The 18,146-nt window shown below is 60.2% G+C and carries 15 protein-coding genes and 1 pseudogene; 7 read left to right on the forward strand and 9 right to left on the reverse strand.

Features of this window, described 5'->3' with window-relative positions; translation table 11 throughout:
• Nucleotides 1–115: 115 nt before the first annotated feature.
• The 5 genes from pyk to gcl all read right to left on the reverse strand — a co-directional run bounded on the left by pyk (nt 116) and on the right by gcl (nt 6,703).
• The gene (gene pyk, locus F8N96_RS21715; protein WP_150799557.1) at nt 116–1,531 is read right to left on the reverse strand and encodes a pyruvate kinase; all 1,416 of its coding nucleotides are present in this window, start codon (nt 1,529–1,531) and stop codon (nt 116–118) included.
• Complete coding sequence (locus F8N96_RS21720; RefSeq protein ID WP_150799558.1) at nt 1,521–2,801, reverse strand: glycerate kinase; 1,281 nt, start codon at nt 2,799–2,801, stop codon at nt 1,521–1,523. Before F8N96_RS21720 ends, pyk begins: the two co-directional genes overlap by 11 nt.
• A gap of 160 nt (nt 2,802–2,961) precedes the next feature.
• Entirely contained in the window at nt 2,962–3,852 is an 891-nt protein-coding gene (locus F8N96_RS21725) for a 2-hydroxy-3-oxopropionate reductase (RefSeq protein WP_150799559.1), read from the reverse strand.
• Nucleotides 3,853–3,999: 147 nt separating this feature from the next.
• Nucleotides 4,000–4,782 (reverse strand): hydroxypyruvate isomerase, encoded by a 783-nt coding sequence (hyi, locus tag F8N96_RS21730; RefSeq protein WP_150799560.1) that lies wholly within the window; start codon nt 4,780–4,782, stop codon nt 4,000–4,002.
• Nucleotides 4,783–4,927: 145 nt separating this feature from the next.
• Nucleotides 4,928–6,703, reverse strand: a complete 1,776-nt coding sequence (gene gcl / locus F8N96_RS21735; RefSeq protein ID WP_150799561.1) for a glyoxylate carboligase — start codon at nt 6,701–6,703, stop codon at nt 4,928–4,930.
• A 266-nt stretch (nt 6,704–6,969) separates the two neighbouring features.
• Between gcl and F8N96_RS21740 the strand changes: the two genes are divergently transcribed.
• Both F8N96_RS21740 and F8N96_RS21745 read left to right on the forward strand, forming a co-directional pair.
• A complete protein-coding gene (locus tag F8N96_RS21740) occupies nt 6,970–7,410 on the forward strand; it encodes a GlcG/HbpS family heme-binding protein (protein WP_150799562.1) in 441 nt (146 codons plus the stop codon).
• Nucleotides 7,411–7,624: 214 nt separating this feature from the next.
• Nucleotides 7,625–8,083: an REP-associated tyrosine transposase gene (locus F8N96_RS21745; protein WP_150799563.1), complete on the forward strand. Its 459-nt coding sequence runs from the start codon at nt 7,625–7,627 to the stop codon at nt 8,081–8,083.
• 129 nt (nt 8,084–8,212) lie between these two features.
• Here F8N96_RS21745 and F8N96_RS21750 read toward each other — a convergent pair whose 3' ends face one another.
• Entirely contained in the window at nt 8,213–8,818 is a 606-nt protein-coding gene (locus tag F8N96_RS21750; protein ID WP_150799564.1) for a TetR/AcrR family transcriptional regulator, read from the reverse strand.
• A gap of 134 nt (nt 8,819–8,952) precedes the next feature.
• Between F8N96_RS21750 and F8N96_RS21755 the strand changes: the two are divergent.
• A pseudogene (locus F8N96_RS21755) lies at nt 8,953–9,867 on the forward strand (DUF808 domain-containing protein).
• Between the two features lie 188 nt (nt 9,868–10,055).
• On the opposite strand, the gene F8N96_RS21760 reads toward F8N96_RS21755, so the two are convergent.
• Together F8N96_RS21760 and F8N96_RS21765 are read right to left on the reverse strand one after the other, a co-directional pair.
• Nucleotides 10,056–10,844 carry a VacJ family lipoprotein gene (locus tag F8N96_RS21760; protein WP_150799565.1) on the reverse strand — a complete coding sequence of 263 codons (789 nt, stop codon included), beginning with the start codon at nt 10,842–10,844 and terminating at the stop codon, nt 10,056–10,058.
• On the reverse strand, nt 10,837–12,135 hold the full coding sequence (locus F8N96_RS21765) for a serine/threonine protein kinase (RefSeq protein WP_150799566.1): 1,299 nt from the start codon (nt 12,133–12,135) through the stop codon (nt 10,837–10,839). Before F8N96_RS21765 ends, F8N96_RS21760 begins: the two co-directional genes overlap by 8 nt.
• 224 nt (nt 12,136–12,359) lie before the next feature.
• On the opposite strand from F8N96_RS21765, the gene F8N96_RS21770 reads away from it, so the two are divergent.
• Complete coding sequence (locus F8N96_RS21770) at nt 12,360–12,728, forward strand: hypothetical protein (RefSeq protein ID WP_150799567.1); 369 nt, start codon at nt 12,360–12,362, stop codon at nt 12,726–12,728.
• Nucleotides 12,729–12,853: 125 nt separating this feature from the next.
• Here the strand turns inward: F8N96_RS21770 and F8N96_RS21775 are convergent, their stop codons facing one another.
• Nucleotides 12,854–14,449 (reverse strand): beta (1-6) glucans synthase, encoded by a 1,596-nt coding sequence (locus tag F8N96_RS21775; protein WP_150799568.1) that lies wholly within the window; start codon nt 14,447–14,449, stop codon nt 12,854–12,856.
• A gap of 300 nt (nt 14,450–14,749) precedes the next feature.
• On the opposite strand from F8N96_RS21775, the gene F8N96_RS21785 reads away from it, so the two are divergent.
• The 3 genes from F8N96_RS21785 (at nt 14,750) to F8N96_RS21795 (ending at nt 17,852) form a co-directional block, all read left to right on the forward strand.
• Nucleotides 14,750–15,601 carry a glycine betaine ABC transporter substrate-binding protein gene (locus tag F8N96_RS21785; RefSeq protein ID WP_150799569.1) on the forward strand — a complete coding sequence of 284 codons (852 nt, stop codon included), beginning with the start codon at nt 14,750–14,752 and terminating at the stop codon, nt 15,599–15,601.
• 284 nt (nt 15,602–15,885) lie between these two features.
• Complete coding sequence (locus F8N96_RS21790) at nt 15,886–16,197, forward strand: DUF485 domain-containing protein (RefSeq protein ID WP_017337238.1); 312 nt, start codon at nt 15,886–15,888, stop codon at nt 16,195–16,197.
• Nucleotides 16,194–17,852, forward strand: coding sequence for a cation acetate symporter (locus F8N96_RS21795; protein ID WP_150799570.1), 1,659 nt, complete (start codon nt 16,194–16,196; stop codon nt 17,850–17,852). The genes F8N96_RS21790 and F8N96_RS21795 overlap by 4 nt, the downstream gene beginning before the upstream one ends.
• Nucleotides 17,853–18,146: the final 294 nt, after the last annotated feature.

The raw sequence follows: 18,146 nt of genomic DNA on the forward strand, positions 1-18,146 counted from the left end.
CCACGCTCTGCGTGGGAATGCCTCAATAGACGCTCTGCGTCCGCTGTTGGGACGCAGAGCGTCCCGGCTGCATTCCCACGCAGAGCGTGGGAACGATCAGGGGCTGTTAGCGATGCTAAATCAACGTCTCGATGCGCAATGAGTTAGTCGACCCCGGCTGCCCAAACGGCACACCCGCGGTGATCAACAACGTATCCCCGCGCTGAGCCATCCCTTGCGCCTGGGCAATCTCCAGCGCCGTCGAGCACACTTCATCCACCTGCCGCAGCCGATCATTGACCACCGAGTGCACGCCCCACGCCACCGTCAACCGGCGCGCGGTCTGCCGGTTCGGCGTCAGGTTGAGGATCGGCACCGTCGGCCGTTCCCGCGCCGCCCGCAAGCTCGAAGTACCCGACTCGCTGTAGTTCACCAGCACCGCCACCGGCAGCACGTTGCTGATGCGACGGATCGCACAGCTGATGGCGTCGGATACAGTGGCCTCCGCCTTCGGTCGGCTGACGTCGAGTTGCGTCTGATAATCCGGGCCGTTTTCCACCTGGCGAATGATCTTGCTCATCATCTGCACGGCTTCCAGCGGGTACTCGCCGGACGCGGTTTCCGCCGACAGCATCACCGCATCCGCGCCTTCGGCCACGGCGTTGGCAACGTCGGTCACCTCGGCACGGGTTGGCGCAGGAGAGAAGCGCATCGACTCCAGCATCTGCGTCGCCACCACCACCGGTTTGCCCAGCTCGCGGCAGATGCCGATGATGTTTTTCTGAATCTGCGGCACGCTTTCGGCCGGCACTTCCACACCCAGGTCACCGCGGGCGACCATGATCGCGTCGCTCAGTTCGGCGATTTCCCGCAGTTGAGTCACCGCCGACGGCTTCTCGATCTTGGCCATCAAAAACGCTTTGTCGCCGATCAGCTCGCGAGCTTCGCGTATGTCTTGCGGACGCTGTACGAACGACAACGCCACCCAATCCACGCCCAGCTCCAGGCCGAAGCTCAGGTCGCGACGATCCTTGGCGGTCAGCGGACTCAGCTCGAGCACCGCTTGCGGCACGTTCACCCCTTTGCGGTCCGACAATTCGCCGCCATTGAGCACGGTGGTGTCGATGGCGTCGGCGTATTTGGTGACCACACGCAGCCGCAGTTTGCCGTCATCGAGCAGCAGGTCCATGCCCGGTTCCAGCGCCGCGATGATTTCCGGGTGGGGCAGGTTGACCCGGCGCTGATCCCCCGGCGTCGGGTCCAGGTCCAGGCGCAACGCCTGGCCGCGATGCAGTTGCACCTTGCCGTCGGCGAACTTGCCGACCCGCAGTTTCGGACCTTGCAGGTCCATCAGAATGCCCAGCGGATAATTCAGCTGGCGCTCGACTTCACGGATCCACTGGTAGCGCTGGGCGTGGTCGGCGTGATCGCCGTGGCTGAAATTCAGGCGGAAAATGTTGACCCCGGCCCGCACCAGCTCACGGATGTCGTCGATCCCGTCCGTGGCCGGACCGAGGGTGGCGAGGATTTTGACCTTTTTGTCAGGCGTCATTTTTTGTGCTCTCGAGGATCAGGATGGCGCGGAAGTCGTTGACGTTGGTGCGGGTCGGCTCGGTGACGATCAGGGCGTCCAGCGCCTCGAAATAGCCATAGCCATTGTTGTTGTCCAGCTCGTCGCTGGCGCTCAGGCCGAGAGCGGCGGCGCGGGCGTAGCTGTCCGGGGTCATGAGCGCGCCGGCGTTGTCTTCGGAGCCGTCGATGCCGTCGGTGTCACCGGCCAGGGCGTAGACGCCGGGCAGGCCTTTGAGGCTGTCGGTCAGGCTCAGCAGGAACTCGGCGTTGCGTCCGCCACGGCCGTTACCGCGCACCGTGACGGTGGTTTCACCGCCAGAGAGGATCACGCAGGGTGCCGCCAATGGCTGGCCATGCAGCACGATCTGACGGGCGATGCCGGCGTGGACCTTGGCCACTTCCCTGGCTTCGCCTTCCAGGTCACCGAGGATCAGCGGACTGAAACCGGCCTGACGGGCTTTCACCGCAGCGGCCTCGAGCGATTGCTGGGGGCGGGCGATCAATTGGAAATGGCTGCGCGCAAGGCTCGGATCGTCGGGTTTGACCGTTTCCGATTCCGGGCTTTGCAGCCAGTTGCGCACCGATGCAGGGATTTCGATGCCGTAGCGCTTGAGGATCGCCAACGCTTCGGTGGAGGTGCTCGGGTCGGCCACGGTCGGGCCGGAAGCGATGACCGTGGCAAGGTCGCCCGGTACATCGGAAATCGCGTAGGTATAAACAGTGGCAGGCCAGCAGGCTTTACCGAGGCGACCGCCCTTGATCGCCGAGAGGTGTTTGCGTACGCAGTTCATCTCGCCAATGGTGGCGCCGGATTTGAGCAGGGCTTTGTTGATCGATTGCTTGTCAGCCAGGGTGATACCGGCAGCGGGCAGGGCCAGCAATGCGGAGCCGCCGCCGGAGAGCAGGAAGATCACGCGGTCATCTTCGGTGAGGTCGCTGACCAGGTCGAGCACGCGTTTGGCGACCGCCAGGCCGGCGGCATCAGGCACCGGATGCGCGGCTTCGACCACTTCGATTTTTTCGCACGGGGCGCCGTGGCCGTAACGGGTCACCACCAGACCGCTCACTTCACCCTGCCAGCAACGCTCGACCACCCGGGCCATGGCCGCCGCGGCTTTGCCGGCGCCGATGACGATCACCCGACCGCTGCGGTCAGTGGGCAAATGGGCTTCGAGGACTTGCTGTGGATGGGCGGCGTCGATGGCTGTGGTAAACAGCTCGCGCAGCAGTTGTTGCGGATCGACCGACATGGCGGGCTCCCAATCTTGTTGTTCTTGGTTTACGCAGATGATCGTTCCCACGCTCCGCGTGGGAACGCAGCCCGGGGCGCTCCGCGTCCCATGCCGAAGCGGACGCGGAGCGTCCATAGAGGCATTCCCACGCGGAGCGTGGGAATGATCATGGGATGGCTTATTTATCGCGAATCGAGAAATTCGCCATGTGTTCCAGGCCCTTGATCAGCGCCGAGTGGTCCCAGTTGCTGCCGCCGATGGCCGCGCAGGTGCTGAACACTTGCTGGGTGTTGGCGGTGTTCGGCAGGTTGATCCCCAACTCGCGCGCGCCGGCCAGGGCCAGGTTGAGGTCCTTCTGGTGCAGGCTGATGCGGAAGCCAGGGTCGAAGGTGCCTTTGATCATGCGCTCGCCGTGCACTTCGAGGATCTTCGACGAAGCGAAACCGCCCATCAGGGCTTCACGCACCTTGGCTGGATCGGCACCGTTCTTCGAGGCGAACAGCAGGGCTTCGGCCACGGCCTGGATGTTCAACGCCACGATGATCTGGTTCGCCACTTTCGCGGTCTGACCGTCGCCGTTGCCACCGACCAGGGTGATGTTCTTGCCCATGGCCTGGAACAGCGGCAACACGCGTTCGAAGGCATCGGCATCGCCGCCGACCATGATGCTCAGTGTCCCGGCCTTGGCGCCGACTTCACCGCCGGACACCGGCGCGTCGAGGTACTGCGCGCCTTTTTCGTTGATTTTCGCCGCGAAGGCTTTGGTGGCGGTCGGCGAGATCGAGCTCATGTCGATTACGACCTTGCCTTTGCCGACACCGGCTGCGATGCCGTCGGCGCGGAACAGCACGTCGTCCACCTGCGGAGTGTCCGGCACCATGATGATAATGAATTCGGCTTCCTGGGCGACTTCCTTCGGGTTGGCCAGGGCGACAGCGCCAGCGGCGATCAGGTCGGCCGGGGCGGCGTCGTGGTGCGCCGACAGGAACAGGCTGTGACCGGCTTTCTGCAGGTTCAACGCCATTGGATGGCCCATGATGCCGGTGCCGATAAATCCGATTTTAGCCATGAGAAATTCCTCTTGTTTTTATTGCTGTTTCAAGCAAATGGGAGACTGCCTTTGTAGGAGCCGGCTTGCCGGCGAAGGCGTCCGCGTGGACAGCACAAGTCTCACGGGCCTCTTCGCTGGCAAGCCAGCTCCTACAGGGAAATTGCGTCAGATTGCGTTATGGGTTTTCAGCCAGCCCAAGCCCGCTTCAGTGGTGGTCAGCGGCTTGTATTCACAGCCGATCCAACCCTGGTAACCGATACGGTCCAGGTGTTCGAACAGGAAGCGGTAGTTGATTTCACCGGTGCCCGGTTCGTTGCGCCCAGGGTTGTCGGCCAACTGGATGTGGTTGATCTCGCCCAGGTGCGCGGCCATGGTGCGGGCCAGGTCGCCCTCCATGATTTGCATGTGGTAGATGTCGTATTGCAGGTACAGATTGGCGCTGCCGACCTGCTCGCGAATCGACAGCGCTTGCGCCGTGTTGTTCAGGTAGAAACCGGGGATGTCGCGGGTGTTGATCGCTTCCATCACCAGTTTGATGCCCGCCTCTTGCAGCTTGTCGGCTGCGTACTTGAGGTTGGCGACGAAGGTTTTTTCCACGGTGGCCTCGTCGACGCCTTGTGGACGGATACCCGCCAGGCAGTTGACCTGGGTATTGCCCAGCACTTTGGCGTAAGCGATCGCCAGCTTGACACCGGCGCGGAACTCTTCGACCCGGTCCGGCAGGCAGGCGATACCGCGCTCGCCCTTGGCCCAGTCACCGGCCGGCAGGTTGAACAGCACCTGGGTCAGGCCGTTGGCATCGAGCCTGGCCTTGATCTCGGCGGAGCTGAAGTCGTAAGGAAACAGGTATTCGACGCCACTGAAGCCAGCTTTGGCGGCCGCTTCGAAACGGGTAAGAAAATCCTGTTCGGTGAACAGCATGGACAGGTTGGCTGCGAAACGCGGCATGGTGGTTTCCCGTTAATGTTTTGTTGGGGTCGCTCCCACGCTCTGCGTGGGAACGCCTCAATGGACGCTCCGCGTCCGCTTTGGGACGCGGAGCGTCCCGGGCTGCGTTCCCACGCAGAGCGTGGGAACGATCATCAATCAGCAATTAATCGAGCAGCGAAATCGCGGTCGGCGCATCGTTGCCGACCAGCGCCAGGTCTTCGAATTCATTGACGGCGTTGATCTCGGTGCCCATGGAAATGTTGGTCACGCGCTCCAGAATAACCTCGACGATCACCGGCACCTTGAACTCTTCGATCAGTTCCTGGGCCCTGCGCAGGGCAGGCTGGATCTGAGCCGGTTCGAACACACGCAGCGCCTTGCAGCCGAGGCCTTCGGCCACCGCGACGTGGTCGACCCCGTAACCGTTGAGTTCCGGCGCGTTCAGGTTATCGAAGGACAACTGCACGCAGTAATCCATGTCGAAACCGCGCTGGGCCTGACGGATCAGTCCCAGGTACGAATTGTTGACCACCACGTGGATGTACGGCAGCTTGAACTGCGCGCCCACCGCCAGTTCTTCGATCATGAACTGGAAATCATAGTCGCCCGACAGTGCCACGACCTTGCGGGTCGGGTCGGCCTTGACCACGCCCAGCGCCGCCGGAATGGTCCAGCCCAGAGGACCTGCCTGACCGCAGTTGATCCAGTGACGCGGCTTGTAGACGTGCAGGAACTGCGCGCCGGCAATCTGCGACAGACCGATGGTGCTGACGTAGCAAGTGTCTTTGCCGAACACCTGGTTCATTTCTTCATAAACACGCTGCGGCTTGACCGGCACGTTGTCGAAGTGAGTCTTGCGCTGCAGGCTGGCCTTGCGCTGCTGGCAATCCTGCAGCCAGGCGCTGCGGTTTTTCAGCTTGCCGGCGGCTTGCCATTCGCGAGCGACTTCGATGAATACGGTCAACGCGGCCGCGGCGTCGGAAACGATGCCCAGGTCCGGGTTGAACACGCGGCCGATTTGCGTCGGCTCGATGTCGACGTGGATGAACTTGCGGCCTTCGGTGTACACGTCGATCGAACCGGTGTGACGGTTGGCCCAACGGTTACCGACGCCCAGCACCACGTCCGACTTCAGCAGCGTGGCGTTGCCGTAACGGTGCGAAGTCTGCAGGCCAACCATGCCGACCATCAGCGGGTGATCGTCCGGGATGGTGCCCCAGCCCATCAGGGTAGGGATGACCGGGATGCCGGTCAGCTCGGCGAACTCCACCAGCAACTCGCTGGCGTCGGCATTGATGATGCCGCCACCGGCGACCAGCAATGGGCGCTCGGCCTGATCGAGCATGGCCAGGGCCTTCTCGATCTGCACGCGGTTGGCGGTGGGCTTGGCCAGCGGCAGCGGTTCGTAGGCGTCGATGTCGAATTCGATTTCGGCCATCTGCACGTCGAACGGCAGGTCGATCAGTACTGGACCTGGACGACCGGAGCGCATTTCGTAGAACGCTTTCTGGAATGCGTACGGCACCTGGCCCGGTTCCATGACGGTGGTTGCCCACTTGGTCACAGGCTTGACGATGGCGGTGATGTCGACCGCCTGGAAGTCTTCCTTGTGCATACGGGCACGGGGTGCTTGCCCGGTGATGCACAGGATCGGGATCGAGTCGGCCGAGGCGCTGTAGAGCCCGGTGACCATGTCAGTCCCGGCAGGGCCGGAAGTACCGATGCACACGCCGATATTACCGGCCTTGGTGCGAGTGAAGCCCTCGGCCATGTGCGAGGCGCCTTCTACGTGGCGAGCGAGGACGTGATCGATGCCACCGACCTTCTGCAAGGCGGAGTACAGCGGGTTGATCGCGGCGCCCGGGATGCCGAAAGCGGTATCAACCCCTTCACGGCGCATCACCAGAACGGCGGCTTCGATTGCTCTCATTTTGCTCATGGTTTTGTGCCTCTTACGTTTTGTAATTGTATACAAGTGGCTGTGCGCTGAGTGTATTCACGGCGGACGGCGCAGGTCAATCCATTTTCTCAAGCGTCTGTTCCATTTGTCGGAAGCCTGCTCTGCTGTGGCTTTTCGTCGCATGTGGCGCTTTTCGAGAATTATTGTATACAAAAAAATAGTTCATTGTGTTCTATTTGTTGCAGCGGACTGTTGCACAAAAAGCAGTCCAACGGCTTTCCCTATAACAAAATGAGGACAGCACCATGAGCGCTTTAACCTTGAACGTTGCAGTCAACCTGACCAGTCAGGCCATTTCCGCCGGCCGCGCCATCTCTGCGGCCCCTTTGACCATTGCCGTGCTGGACGCCGGAGGCCACCTGCTGAGCCTGCAGCGCGAAGACGGCGCCAGCCTGCTGCGCCCGCAGATTGCCATTGGCAAAGCCTGGGGCGCGATTGCCCTGGGTAAAGGCTCACGCCTGCTGGCACTGGACGCCCAACAGCGCCCGGCATTCATTGCCGCACTGAACAGCCTGGGGCAGGGCAGCGTCGTGCCGGCCCCGGGTGGGGTGTTGATTCGCGATCAGGACGGGAATGTGTTGGGGGCGGTAGGGATCAGCGGGGATCTGTCGGATGTCGATGAGCAGTGCGCGATCAGTGCGATCGAGGCGTTGGGGTTGCGGGCGGATGCTGGAGTCACAGCTTGAATTTGTAATGATTGACTGACCGCTTTCGCGAGCAGGCTCGCTCCCACATGGGACAGTGGTGGACACAAAATGTCTGAACACTGCCAATCCACTGTGGGAGCGAGCCTGCTCGCGAAGGCGATCTTCCAGACACATTCAGCTAACAGTCTGCCTCACCCTCCGGCAATCACAGGTCTAGCTTTTCTCATGACTTCATCATGAAAAGGGCAAAGGAATGCCGGAATTATCTGCTTCGCACCGTCTCCGCATCGGCCGCTTTGCCGAGCAAAACCGTATCTACCTGCTGACCACCAACACACTTGATAGAAAACCTGTTTTCAAGGATTTCTTCTTGGGTAGATTAGTCGTTGAGCAATTTCGTGCCGCGCAGGACCTGGGCTCTGCTAACTCATTGGCCTGGGTTGTGATGCCTGATCACTTTCACTGGTTGATCGAATTGCAGCGAGGGTCGCTGAGTGCACTGATGCAAAAGACGAAATCGTTGAGTACCAAAGCGGTGAATCTGTCCACGGGTCGTGAGTTCAGCCTTTGGCAGCAAGGCTTCCACGATAGAGCGCTGCGTCGTGAGGAAGACTTGGTCAAGCTGGCTCGGTATATCGTAGCCAACCCATTAAGGGCGGGACTGGTCGAGAAACTTGGCGACTATCCGCTGTGGGATGCGATTTGGATTTGAATTGAAACCGAGTTGCCTTCTTCGCGAGCAGGCTCGCTCCCACAAGGAATTTGTGTCCTGCATAAAATTGGGATCCACTACAAAACCCTGTGGGAGCGAGCCTGCTCGCGAAGAAGGCAACCCGGTCTTTCAGTCCGGCTCACACCCCTTCAATACCAACCGGATAATCGTCTGCGCCGCCGCTTCATAATCGCTTTCATCAAGCTTGGCTTTGCCGGTTATAGCGGTGATCTGCCAGTCAAAGTCGGCATACGTCTGGGTCGCGGCCCAGATGCTGAACATCAGGTGGTTGGGGTCGATGGGGGCGATCTGGCCGCGGTCGATCCAGGTCTGGATGCAGTCGATGTTGTGCCTGGCCTGGCCGTTGAGTTGGTCGACCAGGTCGGGACTCAGGTGCGGGGCGCCGTGCATGATTTCGCTGGCAAACACCTTGGAGGCGAAGGGCAGGTCGCGGGAGATGCGGATTTTCGAACGGATGTAGCCGCTCAGCACTTCACTGGGCACACCGTCGGCATTGAACGGCGTCGACGCCTGCAGGATCGGCTCGATGATGCTTTCCAGGACCTCGCGGTAGAGGTTTTCCTTGGATTTGAAGTAGTAGTAGACGTTGGGCTTGGGCAATCCCGCCTTGGCTGCGATGTCACTGGTTTTGGTCGCAGCGAAGCCCTTGTCGGCAAATTCTTCACTGGCGGCACGCAGGATCAGTTCTTTGTTGCGCTCGCGGATAGTGCTCATAAACCAGGTGGTTCCTTGCCTGTACTGGCGGTTGCGCATGGTAGCACCGGCCTCGCGCGACGCTCAAGAATGCCCCGCAGCCGGTTGAGCCGCGCTATGCTGCGCAGCATTCATTCAAGAAGGAAGCCAGATTCATGGCAGGAAGCAGTTTGCTGTTGCTGATCGACGACATTGCCGCGGTGCTCGACGATGTGGCGTTGATGACCAAAATGGCTGCGAAAAAGACTGCCGGCGTGCTGGGTGACGATCTGGCGCTCAATGCCCAGCAGGTCAGCGGCGTACGCGCGGAGCGGGAAATTCCGGTGGTATGAGCGGTGGCCAAGGGCTCGTTCATCAACAAGCTGATCCTGGTGCCGTCGGCCCTGGCGATCAGTGCGTTCATCCCGTGGCTGGTCACGCCGTTGTTGATGGTCGGCGGCGCCTACCTGTGTTTCGAAGGCTTCGAGAAGCTCGCCCATAAATTCCTGCACAGCAAGGCCGAGGATCAAGCCGAGCATGCAGAGCTGGTCGAAGCGGTCGCCGACCCGGCCATCGATCTGGTGGCGTTCGAGAAAGACAAGATCAAGGGCGCGATTCGCACCGACTTCATCCTGTCGGCGGAAATCATCGCCATTACCCTGGGTACCGTGGCGGACGCCTCGCTGACCCAGCAGGTCATCGTGCTTTCAGGCATCGCCATCGTCATGACCATCGGTGTCTATGGCCTGGTGGCCGGTATCGTCAAACTGGATGACCTGGGGTTGTGGTTGACCCAGAAACCCGGGCAGATGGCTAAAAGCATCGGCGGCGGGATTCTGCGTGCGGCACCGTACATGATGAAGAGCCTGTCGGTGATCGGCACGGCGGCGATGTTCCTGGTGGGCGGCGGGATCCTGACCCATGGCGTGCCGGTGGTGCATCACTGGATTGAAAGCGTCAGCGCGGGGGCGGGCGGTGCCGGGTTCATCGTGCCGACGTTGCTGAATGCGTTGGCGGGGATTGTGGCGGGTGCGGTGGTGTTGGCGGGGGTGATGGTGGCAGGCAAAATCTGGAAAGCCATCAAAGGCTGAAGGTGGCACTGTTCCACTGTGGGAGCGAGCCTGCTCGCGAAAGCGGTGTATCAGTCAACATGGATGGCGACTGACACTGCCTCTTCGCGAGCAGGCTCGCTCCCACAGTGGCGTTGTGGTGTTTGGAACACCTCATCAAAAAAGGCCATTCGATTCGCACCGAATGGCCTTTTTTGTGGCCGATGGATTTACTCGGCGATCTGCAACTTGCGCGATTCGGTATACACGTAACGCACCTTCTCGTACTCGAACGGCGTATTCAGCTGGCCGTAGCGAAAGCCGGTCTGATAACGCTTGTCGATGCTGCGCAGGAGCCAGACCTCGGGATGGTTGGCGCTGACTTCGGCGACGTTCAGGAAGTTGATCGCGTTCTCGGCGGTGAAGTCGACGGCCAGGCCGCCGGTGTCGCGGATGTTCGAAGGGCCCAGGATCGGCAACACGAAGTAGGCGCCACCCGGTACACCATAGAAACCCAGGGTCTGACCGAAGTCTTCGTTCTGGCGCGGCAAGCCCATGGCCGTGGCCGGGTCCCACAGGCCGGCGATACCGACGGTAGTGTTGAGCAGCAGGCGCGCGGTGGTTTCCATCGAGCGCTTGCCCTTGAACTGCAGCAGGCTGTTCATCAGGTTCGGCACATCACCGAGGTTGTTGAAGAAGTTGCTGACGCCGGTGCGCAGGAAGCTTGGGGTGATGTAGCGATAACCGTCCACCACGGGCAGGAACACCCATTGGTCGAAGCGGTAGTTGAAGTGGTAGACGCGACGGTTCCACTCTTCCAGCGGGTCGTAGACGTTCAGCGCGTTGAGCGTCGAGCGCTCGAACTCGCGCTGATCCAGCCCCGGGTTGAATTTGAGTTTGCTCAGCGGCTCCTTGAAGCCGTCACTGTCGATCACGACCGGGGCGTTGGCTTTGCTGTTGTCGGCATTGGCGACGCTTGCACAGAGTAACGCGGCGATAAGCAGGGGGTATTTAGCCACGGAAAAACTCCAGCATGGCGTCGCTGTTGACGCGGTAGTTAAGGTTGCCGCAGTGGCCGCCCAGTGGATAAACAGTCAAGCGATCGCCGAAGGTCTTGCGCAGGAAGCCAAGGTCGCCAGGGCCGAGGATCACGTCGTCGGCGTTGTGCATGACCGCGATTTTCGGGCTGTCGCGCAGGTAGTCCTTGAGCGCATACAAACTGACCTGGTCGATCAGTTGCAGCAGGCTGCCGCCGTCGGTGCGGGCGCGCCACATCGGGATGACCTGTTCGGTGATGTAGCAATCGAAGTCGCATTGCAGTGCGCGCTTGAGGAACGGCGTGAGGGTGGTGCCTTCGGTGATCGGGTATTTCGGCGGCGTGATCAGGCCGCGACGGTTGATCAGGTCCGAGGTAAAGGCAATATCGGCCGCCGAGAAGCGGAACGAAGTGCCGATCAGCATGGCCATCTGTTCGTTGCTCAGATGCTGCTTGGACTGCTGGAAATCGTAGAGCAGCGCATCGTTGAGGTCGATGTAGCCCTTTTGCTGGAAGTAGCGGGTCAGTTTGTCCAGCACCAGTTCATAGAAGGTGGTGGAGTTGTTGATGCCTTTGACCTCGGTCTGGACCAGCTTGTCCAGATTGGTGATCGAGGTGTAGAGGTTGACCGGCGGGTTGAGCAGCAAGACTTTCTTGAAGTTGAAGCTGCGACGGGTTTCGTCAAGGTGGGCGACGAATGCTGCGTCCAGTGCGCCCAGGCTGTAGCCGGTCAGGTAGTAATCGGTGACGGCGACATTGGGGTTTTGCGCCCGCACGGCCTGCATCACCCGGTACATGTCTTCGGCGTCTTCCTTGGTGATGCCGGGCGTGGCAAAGCGTGAGGCCGCGCTCATGAAGTCGAAGCTGGTGGGCGACGACAATTGCACCACGTGGTAGCCGGCCTTGTAGTAGAGCTTCTTCAGGTATTCGTTGAGGGTGCTGTCATAACGCGCGCCGGTACCGGCGATCAGGAAGATCAGCGGCGCGGCTTTATCCTGGGTGGCGATGCGGTAAGTGAGTTTCTTCACCGGCCAGAAGTTGTCCGGCAGCTGGAATTCACGCTCCGGGCGCAAGGTGACGCTACGGGTTGACTGGTTGATGTCATCGTCAAGCGGCAGCTCCGGGCGCAGGTCCGGTGGCGTCGTGGCAATGGTCGCCTCGAACGGATTGGTCAAGGGGTAGCCATAACTGGCGGCGTCGATATCGACCGCCAGTGCGGACGCACTCAAAATAATGCCGCCAAACAGGGCGGCGAAGCGCAAGGAACGGAGCATGACTAGATCCCTTAGAGGAAGGTGCCGAATGAAGTTCGCAGGCTATGACCACGGGTTTTGCGCCAAAGTGCCATGGATCGGCACCAATCAGGCCTAATTTCGGAGTAATGGTAGCTGGACGATACACTTTGCAGCTGTTTCGTGACCAATTTTCTGTGTCGCGCGTTTGCTAACCGCTGCCGGGGGATTAAGCTGGCCGCCGTTTTCGCGTATTGGAGTGTTTCATGTCCCGCCGTCTGCCCGTGATTCTGCTGCTTGTTTTGCTGCCATTGTGGCTGGCCGCCAGTTATGGCGCGCGTTATGGCTTCATGGAGGATGCCCAGTGGGTCGGCATCTGTGTGGACGAGGCGAACCGTTGGGAGTGCCAGGTCCGTTCGAACCTTGGGTTGATGATTCATTTCAGGGTATTGGGCTGGGCTGCGCTGGCGGCAGCTGTGATCGGTTTTGTACTGCCGGGGCGGGCGGGGTGGTGGTTGGCCGTGTTGGCGCTGGTGTTCGGCTTGCCGGCGCTGGCGTTGTACAACACTACGTTGGCGGTTTTTGCGGTGGTGATTGCTGCACTGCGTCTGGTCCGAGCTTCCTCTAGCGTTTGATAGTCAGTCTTCGCGAGCAGGCTCGCTCCCACAATAGATCTTCAGTGTGCACAGAGTCCGTGTACGACGAAGATCAAATGTGGGAGCGAGCCTGCTCGCGAAGAGGCCAGTAGCCGCGCTGAAGATTACAATTTGCGAACCCGCAAACTGCGCCACAACGCCCCAACCATCAACACACTCACCAACGCCCAGCCCCAAGCCTGCTGGTTCTGCAGCCCTTCCTGATACAACTGCGGCGCAATCCCCGCACCGATGATGAAGGTCAGCAGGGCGATCTCCCGACGCGGCGCGCTCACCGGACGGCACAGGTACACCAGCGCTGGCAGGATGAACGCAACACTCGGGAAGCTGCGATAACGCGGATCGAACACCAGTTCCAGCATCGTCACCGCCGCGGCGAACCCTGCTGCTGCCAGCCACCAGCCAGCCCGACGTTCCAGGAAGTTGAAAGCCCGCTCACGCCAACCGGTACGAGCGCTCAATGTCAGTGCCGCATGGGCCAGCACCAGCAGGTTCAACGCCGTCAACAAGCCGACCCACAGCCACTCGCTGGCGAAACGGGTGGTGACACGGGCCAGGTCGCCCCAGGCGCCGATCGAGCAGGCGGCCAGCGCGCCGAGCAGTGGCAGCACCAGCGCCGCGCGCGTGTTGCGCACACGACCGCCGAGGATCAGCGTGCCGATGAAGATCAAGCCACCGACCGCCAGCCACTGCGACCAGTACGGTACGTTCGACACCGGCCCCGCCAGCACGCCCTTGTCCTGGCGATCGGCATCGAACAGCCCCCAGTAACCTCCGACCGCACCTTCGCTCGCGCGTTTCCACGGTTGGTCGAAGGCTTCGATCAGGTTGTAATGCCAGCCTTGCTGCTCGGCCATGATGACAAATCCGCGGATGAACCTGGCTTCATTGACCCGGCTCGGCAGGGCGGTTTTACGTTGGCGGCCTTCGCTCGGCCAGCCGGTTTCGCCAATCATCACGTCCTTGGGCGCGAACATGCTGCCGAAAGACCGACGCACGGAGGCCACCTGCGACAGGGCGACGTCGATGTCCGAAGGGTGATCCTCCCAGTACGGCAGCAAATGAATAGTGATGAAGTCTACCGCCGGAGCAACTTCCGGGTGCTTTTGCCAGAACTCCCAGACGTCGGCATAAGTGACAGGCTGTTTGACCTGGCTTTTGACCCGGTCAATCAGTTTCACCAGCTGTGCACCAGTGATTTCCTTGCGCAACAGGGTTTCGTTGCCAACGATGACCGAGGTCACCACGTCCGCATTGGCATTGGCCGATGCGATCAGCAGGTCGACTTCTTTGGCGGTGTCCACCGGGTTGCTGTTGACCCAGGCGCCAATCATCATCTTCAACCCGTGCTTGCGCGCCAGGTCAGGCAGGGCCTCGAGGCCGGTCATGGAGTAGGTGCGGATGCATTCGAAGCTTTTGGCCAGCAGCGCGAGGTCGGCGTCCATGCGTTCGGGGCGCAAGTTGAATGGCACATCGAACGGTGACTGGTCCTTGTCGAACGGGGTGTAGGAGGCGCATTGCAGCTTGTGCGTCGCGCTGGCGACGTCCGGCAGAATCACGGGTTTGCCGAGGCCGTACCAGAAGCCACCCAGGGCAAAAAGCCCCAGCAGGCACGCAAACAGATAAGCAAAAAAAGGAAAGCGCGATGTCGCGGGCATGGTCAGGCCGTCTGGGAGCAAAGCCGCGCATGTTACCTGCATTTGCCGCGCGCTTGGTGGCCTGCATGATTTTGACATGCAAAGTTCGGGCGGATTGGCCAGGGCACTTTCCGTGGTCTAGATTAATGGCGTTCTGATGTCGTTTCTCGATGCCTTGAGGTCGCTGGCAGAGCAGGTCGTTGTTGGCGTCAGGTTGATTATCGAGGCGTCAGTGCTCTCATGAAAAATCGCACTGAAGTTCGAACGGGTTTGCGGTGAGGCGCGATGGGGGCGCTGCGCACCATAACAATACGTTGACGCGACTCGGCATCCGTCGAGCGCAGCACTTTCGGGGAAGTAACGATGAAGATGCGACGACTTTTAGGCGCAAGTGCCGCTCTGGTGCTTGCGATCGGCTCCACCCAGGCGTTTGCCGCGAAGAACACCGTGACCATCGGTTACGTCGACGGCTGGTCCGACAGCGTTGCGACCACCCATGTGGCAGCCGAAGTGATCAAGCAGAAACTCGACTACGACGTGAAGCTGCAAGCGGTCGCCACCGGGATCATGTGGCAGGGTGTCGCCACGGGCAAACTCGACGCCATGCTCTCCGCCTGGCTGCCGGTGACGCACGGCGATTACTGGACCAAGAACAAGGATCAGGTGGTCGACTACGGCCCGAACTTCAAGGACGCCAGGATCGGCTTGATCGTGCCGGAGTACGTCAAGGCCAAGTCGCTTGAAGATCTGAAAACCGACGACAGCTTCAAAAAACGCATTGTTGGCATCGACGCCGGTTCGGGCGTGATGCTCAAGACCGAGCAGGCGATCAAGGACTACGATCTGACCGGCTATCAGCTCAAGGCCAGTTCCGGCGCCGGCATGATTGCCGAGCTGACCCGTGCCGAGAAGAAACAGGAATCCATTGCCGTCACGGGTTGGGTGCCGCACTGGATGTTCGCCAAGTGGAAACTGCGCTTCCTGGACGACCCGAAAGGCGTTTATGGCGCGGCTGAGACCGTGAACAGCATCGGCAGCAAGGGCCTGGAAGCCAAGGCACCGGAAGTGGCCAAGTTCCTGAAGAACTTCCAGTGGGCATCGAAAGACGAAATCGGCGAAGTGATGCTGGCGATTCAGGAAGGTGCCAAGCCTGAAGCGGCGGCGAAGGACTGGGTGGCCAAACACCCGGAACGGGTTGCTGACTGGACCAAATGATTTGAGCTGACCCTTCTGGTCAGTACCTCCCGAGGCCGCTTGGCGTTCATGCCAAGCGGCCTTTGCTTTTTCATGTGGGAGCGAGCCTGCTCGCGAAGGCGTCGTGTCAGTCAACATTCATATCGACTGACACGACGCCTTCGCGAGCAGGCTCGCTCCCACATTTGTTTAACGCATGCCTGGCCTGTCATGTCGTTCTAATACTAAGGTCGTCTGGAACCAGTTCCGCAGCCGCATAGAGTGGATGACGTTACAACTTCAACTGTGCTGCGAGGATAAAAACAATGAACGACAGCATTTACCTCTCGATTCAAAACAGCCCGCGCTTCAAGGAGCTGGTTAGTAAGCGAGAAAGGTTCGCCTGGATTCTTTCGGCGATCATGCTTGGGCTTTACTCCGGATTCATCCTTTTGATTGCTTACGGGCCGCATATCCTGGGCGCGAAAATCAGTCCTGAGTCATCTATTACCTGGGGCATACCCATTGGTGTCGGGCTGATTCTCTCGGCCTTTATCCTGACGGCAATCTACGTACGACGCGCCAATGGCGAATTCGACGACCTGAACAATGCGATTCTCAAGGAGGCTCAGCAATGATCCGGCGTCTAATGGCTCTATTGACCATCGCAGCCTTTGCACCTGGTGCCTGGGCAGGTGAAGCCCTGACCGGCGAAGTGCACAAACAACCGCTCAACGTTTCCGCGATCCTGATGTTCGTCGCGTTTGTTGGTCTGACCCTGTGCATCACCTACTGGGCTTCCAAGCGCAACAATTCGGCGGCCGACTACTATGCGGCGGGTGGCAAGATCACCGGCTTCCAGAACGGTCTGGCGATTGCCGGTGACTACATGTCCGCGGCGTCCTTCCTGGGTATTTCCGCCCTGGTGTTCACCTCCGGCTACGACGGCCTGATCTACTCGATCGGCTTCCTGGTGGGCTGGCCGATCATTCTGTTCCTGATCGCCGAGCGCCTGCGTAACCTGGGTAAGTACACCTTCGCCGACGTGGCGTCCTACCGCCTGGGGCAAACCCAGATCCGCACGCTGTCCGCTTGCGGTTCGCTGGTGGTGGTAGCGTTCTACCTGATCGCGCAAATGGTGGGTGCCGGCAAGCTGATCCAGCTGCTGTTCGGTCTCGACTACTACGTCGCCGTGATCCTGGTCGGTATTTTGATGTGCATGTACGTGTTGTTCGGCGGCATGCTGGCGACCACTTGGGTGCAGATCATCAAGGCTGTGTTGCTGCTGTCCGGTGCCTCGTTCATGGCGCTGATGGTCATGAAACACGTCAACTTCGACTTCAGCGCGCTGTTCTCCGAGGCGATCAAGGTTCACCCTAAAGGTGAGGCGATCATGAGCCCGGGCGGCCTGGTGAAAGATCCGGTCTCCGCGTTCTCCCTTGGCCTGGCGCTGATGTTCGGTACCGCTGGCCTGCCGCACATTCTGATGCGCTTCTTCACCGTGAGTGACGCGAAAGAAGCTCGCAAGAGCGTGCTGTATGCAACCGGCTTCATTGGCTACTTCTACATTCTTACCTTCATCATCGGCTTCGGCGCGATCCTGCTGGTCAGCACCAACCCGGCCTTCAAAGATGCGGCTGGCGCGCTGTTGGGCGGCAACAACATGGCGGCGGTGCACCTGGCCAATGCGGTGGGTGGCAGTATTTTCCTGGGCTTCATCTCGGCGGTGGCCTTCGCGACCATTCTGGCAGTGGTTGCCGGTCTGACGCTGGCTGGTGCCACGGCGGTGTCCCACGACCTTTATGCCAGTGTGATCAAGAAGGGCAAGGCCAACGACAAGGATGAGATCCGCGTCTCGAAAATCACCACCATCTGCCTGGGTGTGCTGGCGATCGGTCTGGGGATCCTGTTCGAAAGCCAGAACATTGCGTTCATGGTGGGCCTGGCGTTCTCGATCGCGGCAAGCTGTAACTTCCCGGTGCTGTTGCTTTCCATGTACTGGAAGAACCTGACCACCCGTGGTGCGATGATCGGTGGCTGGTTGGGTCTGGTGAGTGCCGTTGGCTTGATGGTGCTTGGGCCGACCATTTGGGTGCAGATCCTGCATCACGAGAAGGCGATCTTCCCGTATGAGTACCCGGCGCTGTTCTCCATGGCCATTGCGTTTATCGGGATCTGGTTCTTCTCGATCACCGACAAGTCGAAGGCGGCTGACAACGAGCGGGCGCTGTTCTTCCCGCAGTTTGTTCGTTCGCAGACGGGGTTGGGGGCGAGTGGGGCTGTTGCTCACTAAGGCTTCGGGTTTCTTATATATAAGCTGAGCTGGATGAAATGCCCTGGTCGAGAGATCGGGGCATTTTTTTGTGGGCGGTTATCGGACTTTGTTGGGTTTAGGTGCGGCGGTGGATTGAAGCGAAGGCGATTTCACATTTAACGATTATGTTGACTGATATACCGCCTTCGCTGGCAAGCCAGCTCCTACAGGGGGACAGGTACGCTTCAACGGATAGGCCGGCCGGGGCAGGCCGCCTCGCTTTGCTTTTGCGGTGTGCGCCCCCTTGAGAGGCTTCGTTCCGGTTCTGCGCAG

This window comes from Pseudomonas fluorescens, from assembly GCF_902497855.1.
Lineage (GTDB): Bacteria > Pseudomonadota > Gammaproteobacteria > Pseudomonadales > Pseudomonadaceae > Aquipseudomonas > Aquipseudomonas fluorescens_BI.

What these genes read in the sequence shown, in the direction of transcription:
- F8N96_RS21750 (WP_150799564.1), bottom strand. Translation starts at nt 8,818, where the DNA reads ATGAGCACTATCCGCGAGCGCAACAAAGAACTGATCCTGCGTGCCGCC.
- F8N96_RS21770 (WP_150799567.1), top strand. Translation starts at nt 12,360, where the DNA reads ATGTCCCGCCGTCTGCCCGTGATTCTGCTGCTTGTTTTGCTGCCATTG.
- F8N96_RS21765 (WP_150799566.1), bottom strand. Translation starts at nt 12,135, where the DNA reads ATGCTCCGTTCCTTGCGCTTCGCCGCCCTGTTTGGCGGCATTATTTTG.
- F8N96_RS21795 (WP_150799570.1), top strand. Translation starts at nt 16,194, where the DNA reads ATGATCCGGCGTCTAATGGCTCTATTGACCATCGCAGCCTTTGCACCT.
- F8N96_RS21785 (WP_150799569.1), top strand. Translation starts at nt 14,750, where the DNA reads ATGAAGATGCGACGACTTTTAGGCGCAAGTGCCGCTCTGGTGCTTGCG.
- gcl (WP_150799561.1), bottom strand. Translation starts at nt 6,703, where the DNA reads ATGAGCAAAATGAGAGCAATCGAAGCCGCCGTTCTGGTGATGCGCCGT.
- F8N96_RS21790 (WP_017337238.1), top strand. Translation starts at nt 15,886, where the DNA reads ATGAACGACAGCATTTACCTCTCGATTCAAAACAGCCCGCGCTTCAAG.
- F8N96_RS21745 (WP_150799563.1), top strand. Translation starts at nt 7,625, where the DNA reads ATGCCGGAATTATCTGCTTCGCACCGTCTCCGCATCGGCCGCTTTGCC.
- hyi (WP_150799560.1), bottom strand. Translation starts at nt 4,782, where the DNA reads ATGCCGCGTTTCGCAGCCAACCTGTCCATGCTGTTCACCGAACAGGAT.
- F8N96_RS21740 (WP_150799562.1), top strand. Translation starts at nt 6,970, where the DNA reads ATGAGCGCTTTAACCTTGAACGTTGCAGTCAACCTGACCAGTCAGGCC.
- F8N96_RS21720 (WP_150799558.1), bottom strand. Translation starts at nt 2,801, where the DNA reads ATGTCGGTCGATCCGCAACAACTGCTGCGCGAGCTGTTTACCACAGCC.
- F8N96_RS21725 (WP_150799559.1), bottom strand. Translation starts at nt 3,852, where the DNA reads ATGGCTAAAATCGGATTTATCGGCACCGGCATCATGGGCCATCCAATG.
- F8N96_RS21775 (WP_150799568.1), bottom strand. Translation starts at nt 14,449, where the DNA reads ATGCAGGTAACATGCGCGGCTTTGCTCCCAGACGGCCTGACCATGCCC.
- pyk (WP_150799557.1), bottom strand. Translation starts at nt 1,531, where the DNA reads ATGACGCCTGACAAAAAGGTCAAAATCCTCGCCACCCTCGGTCCGGCC.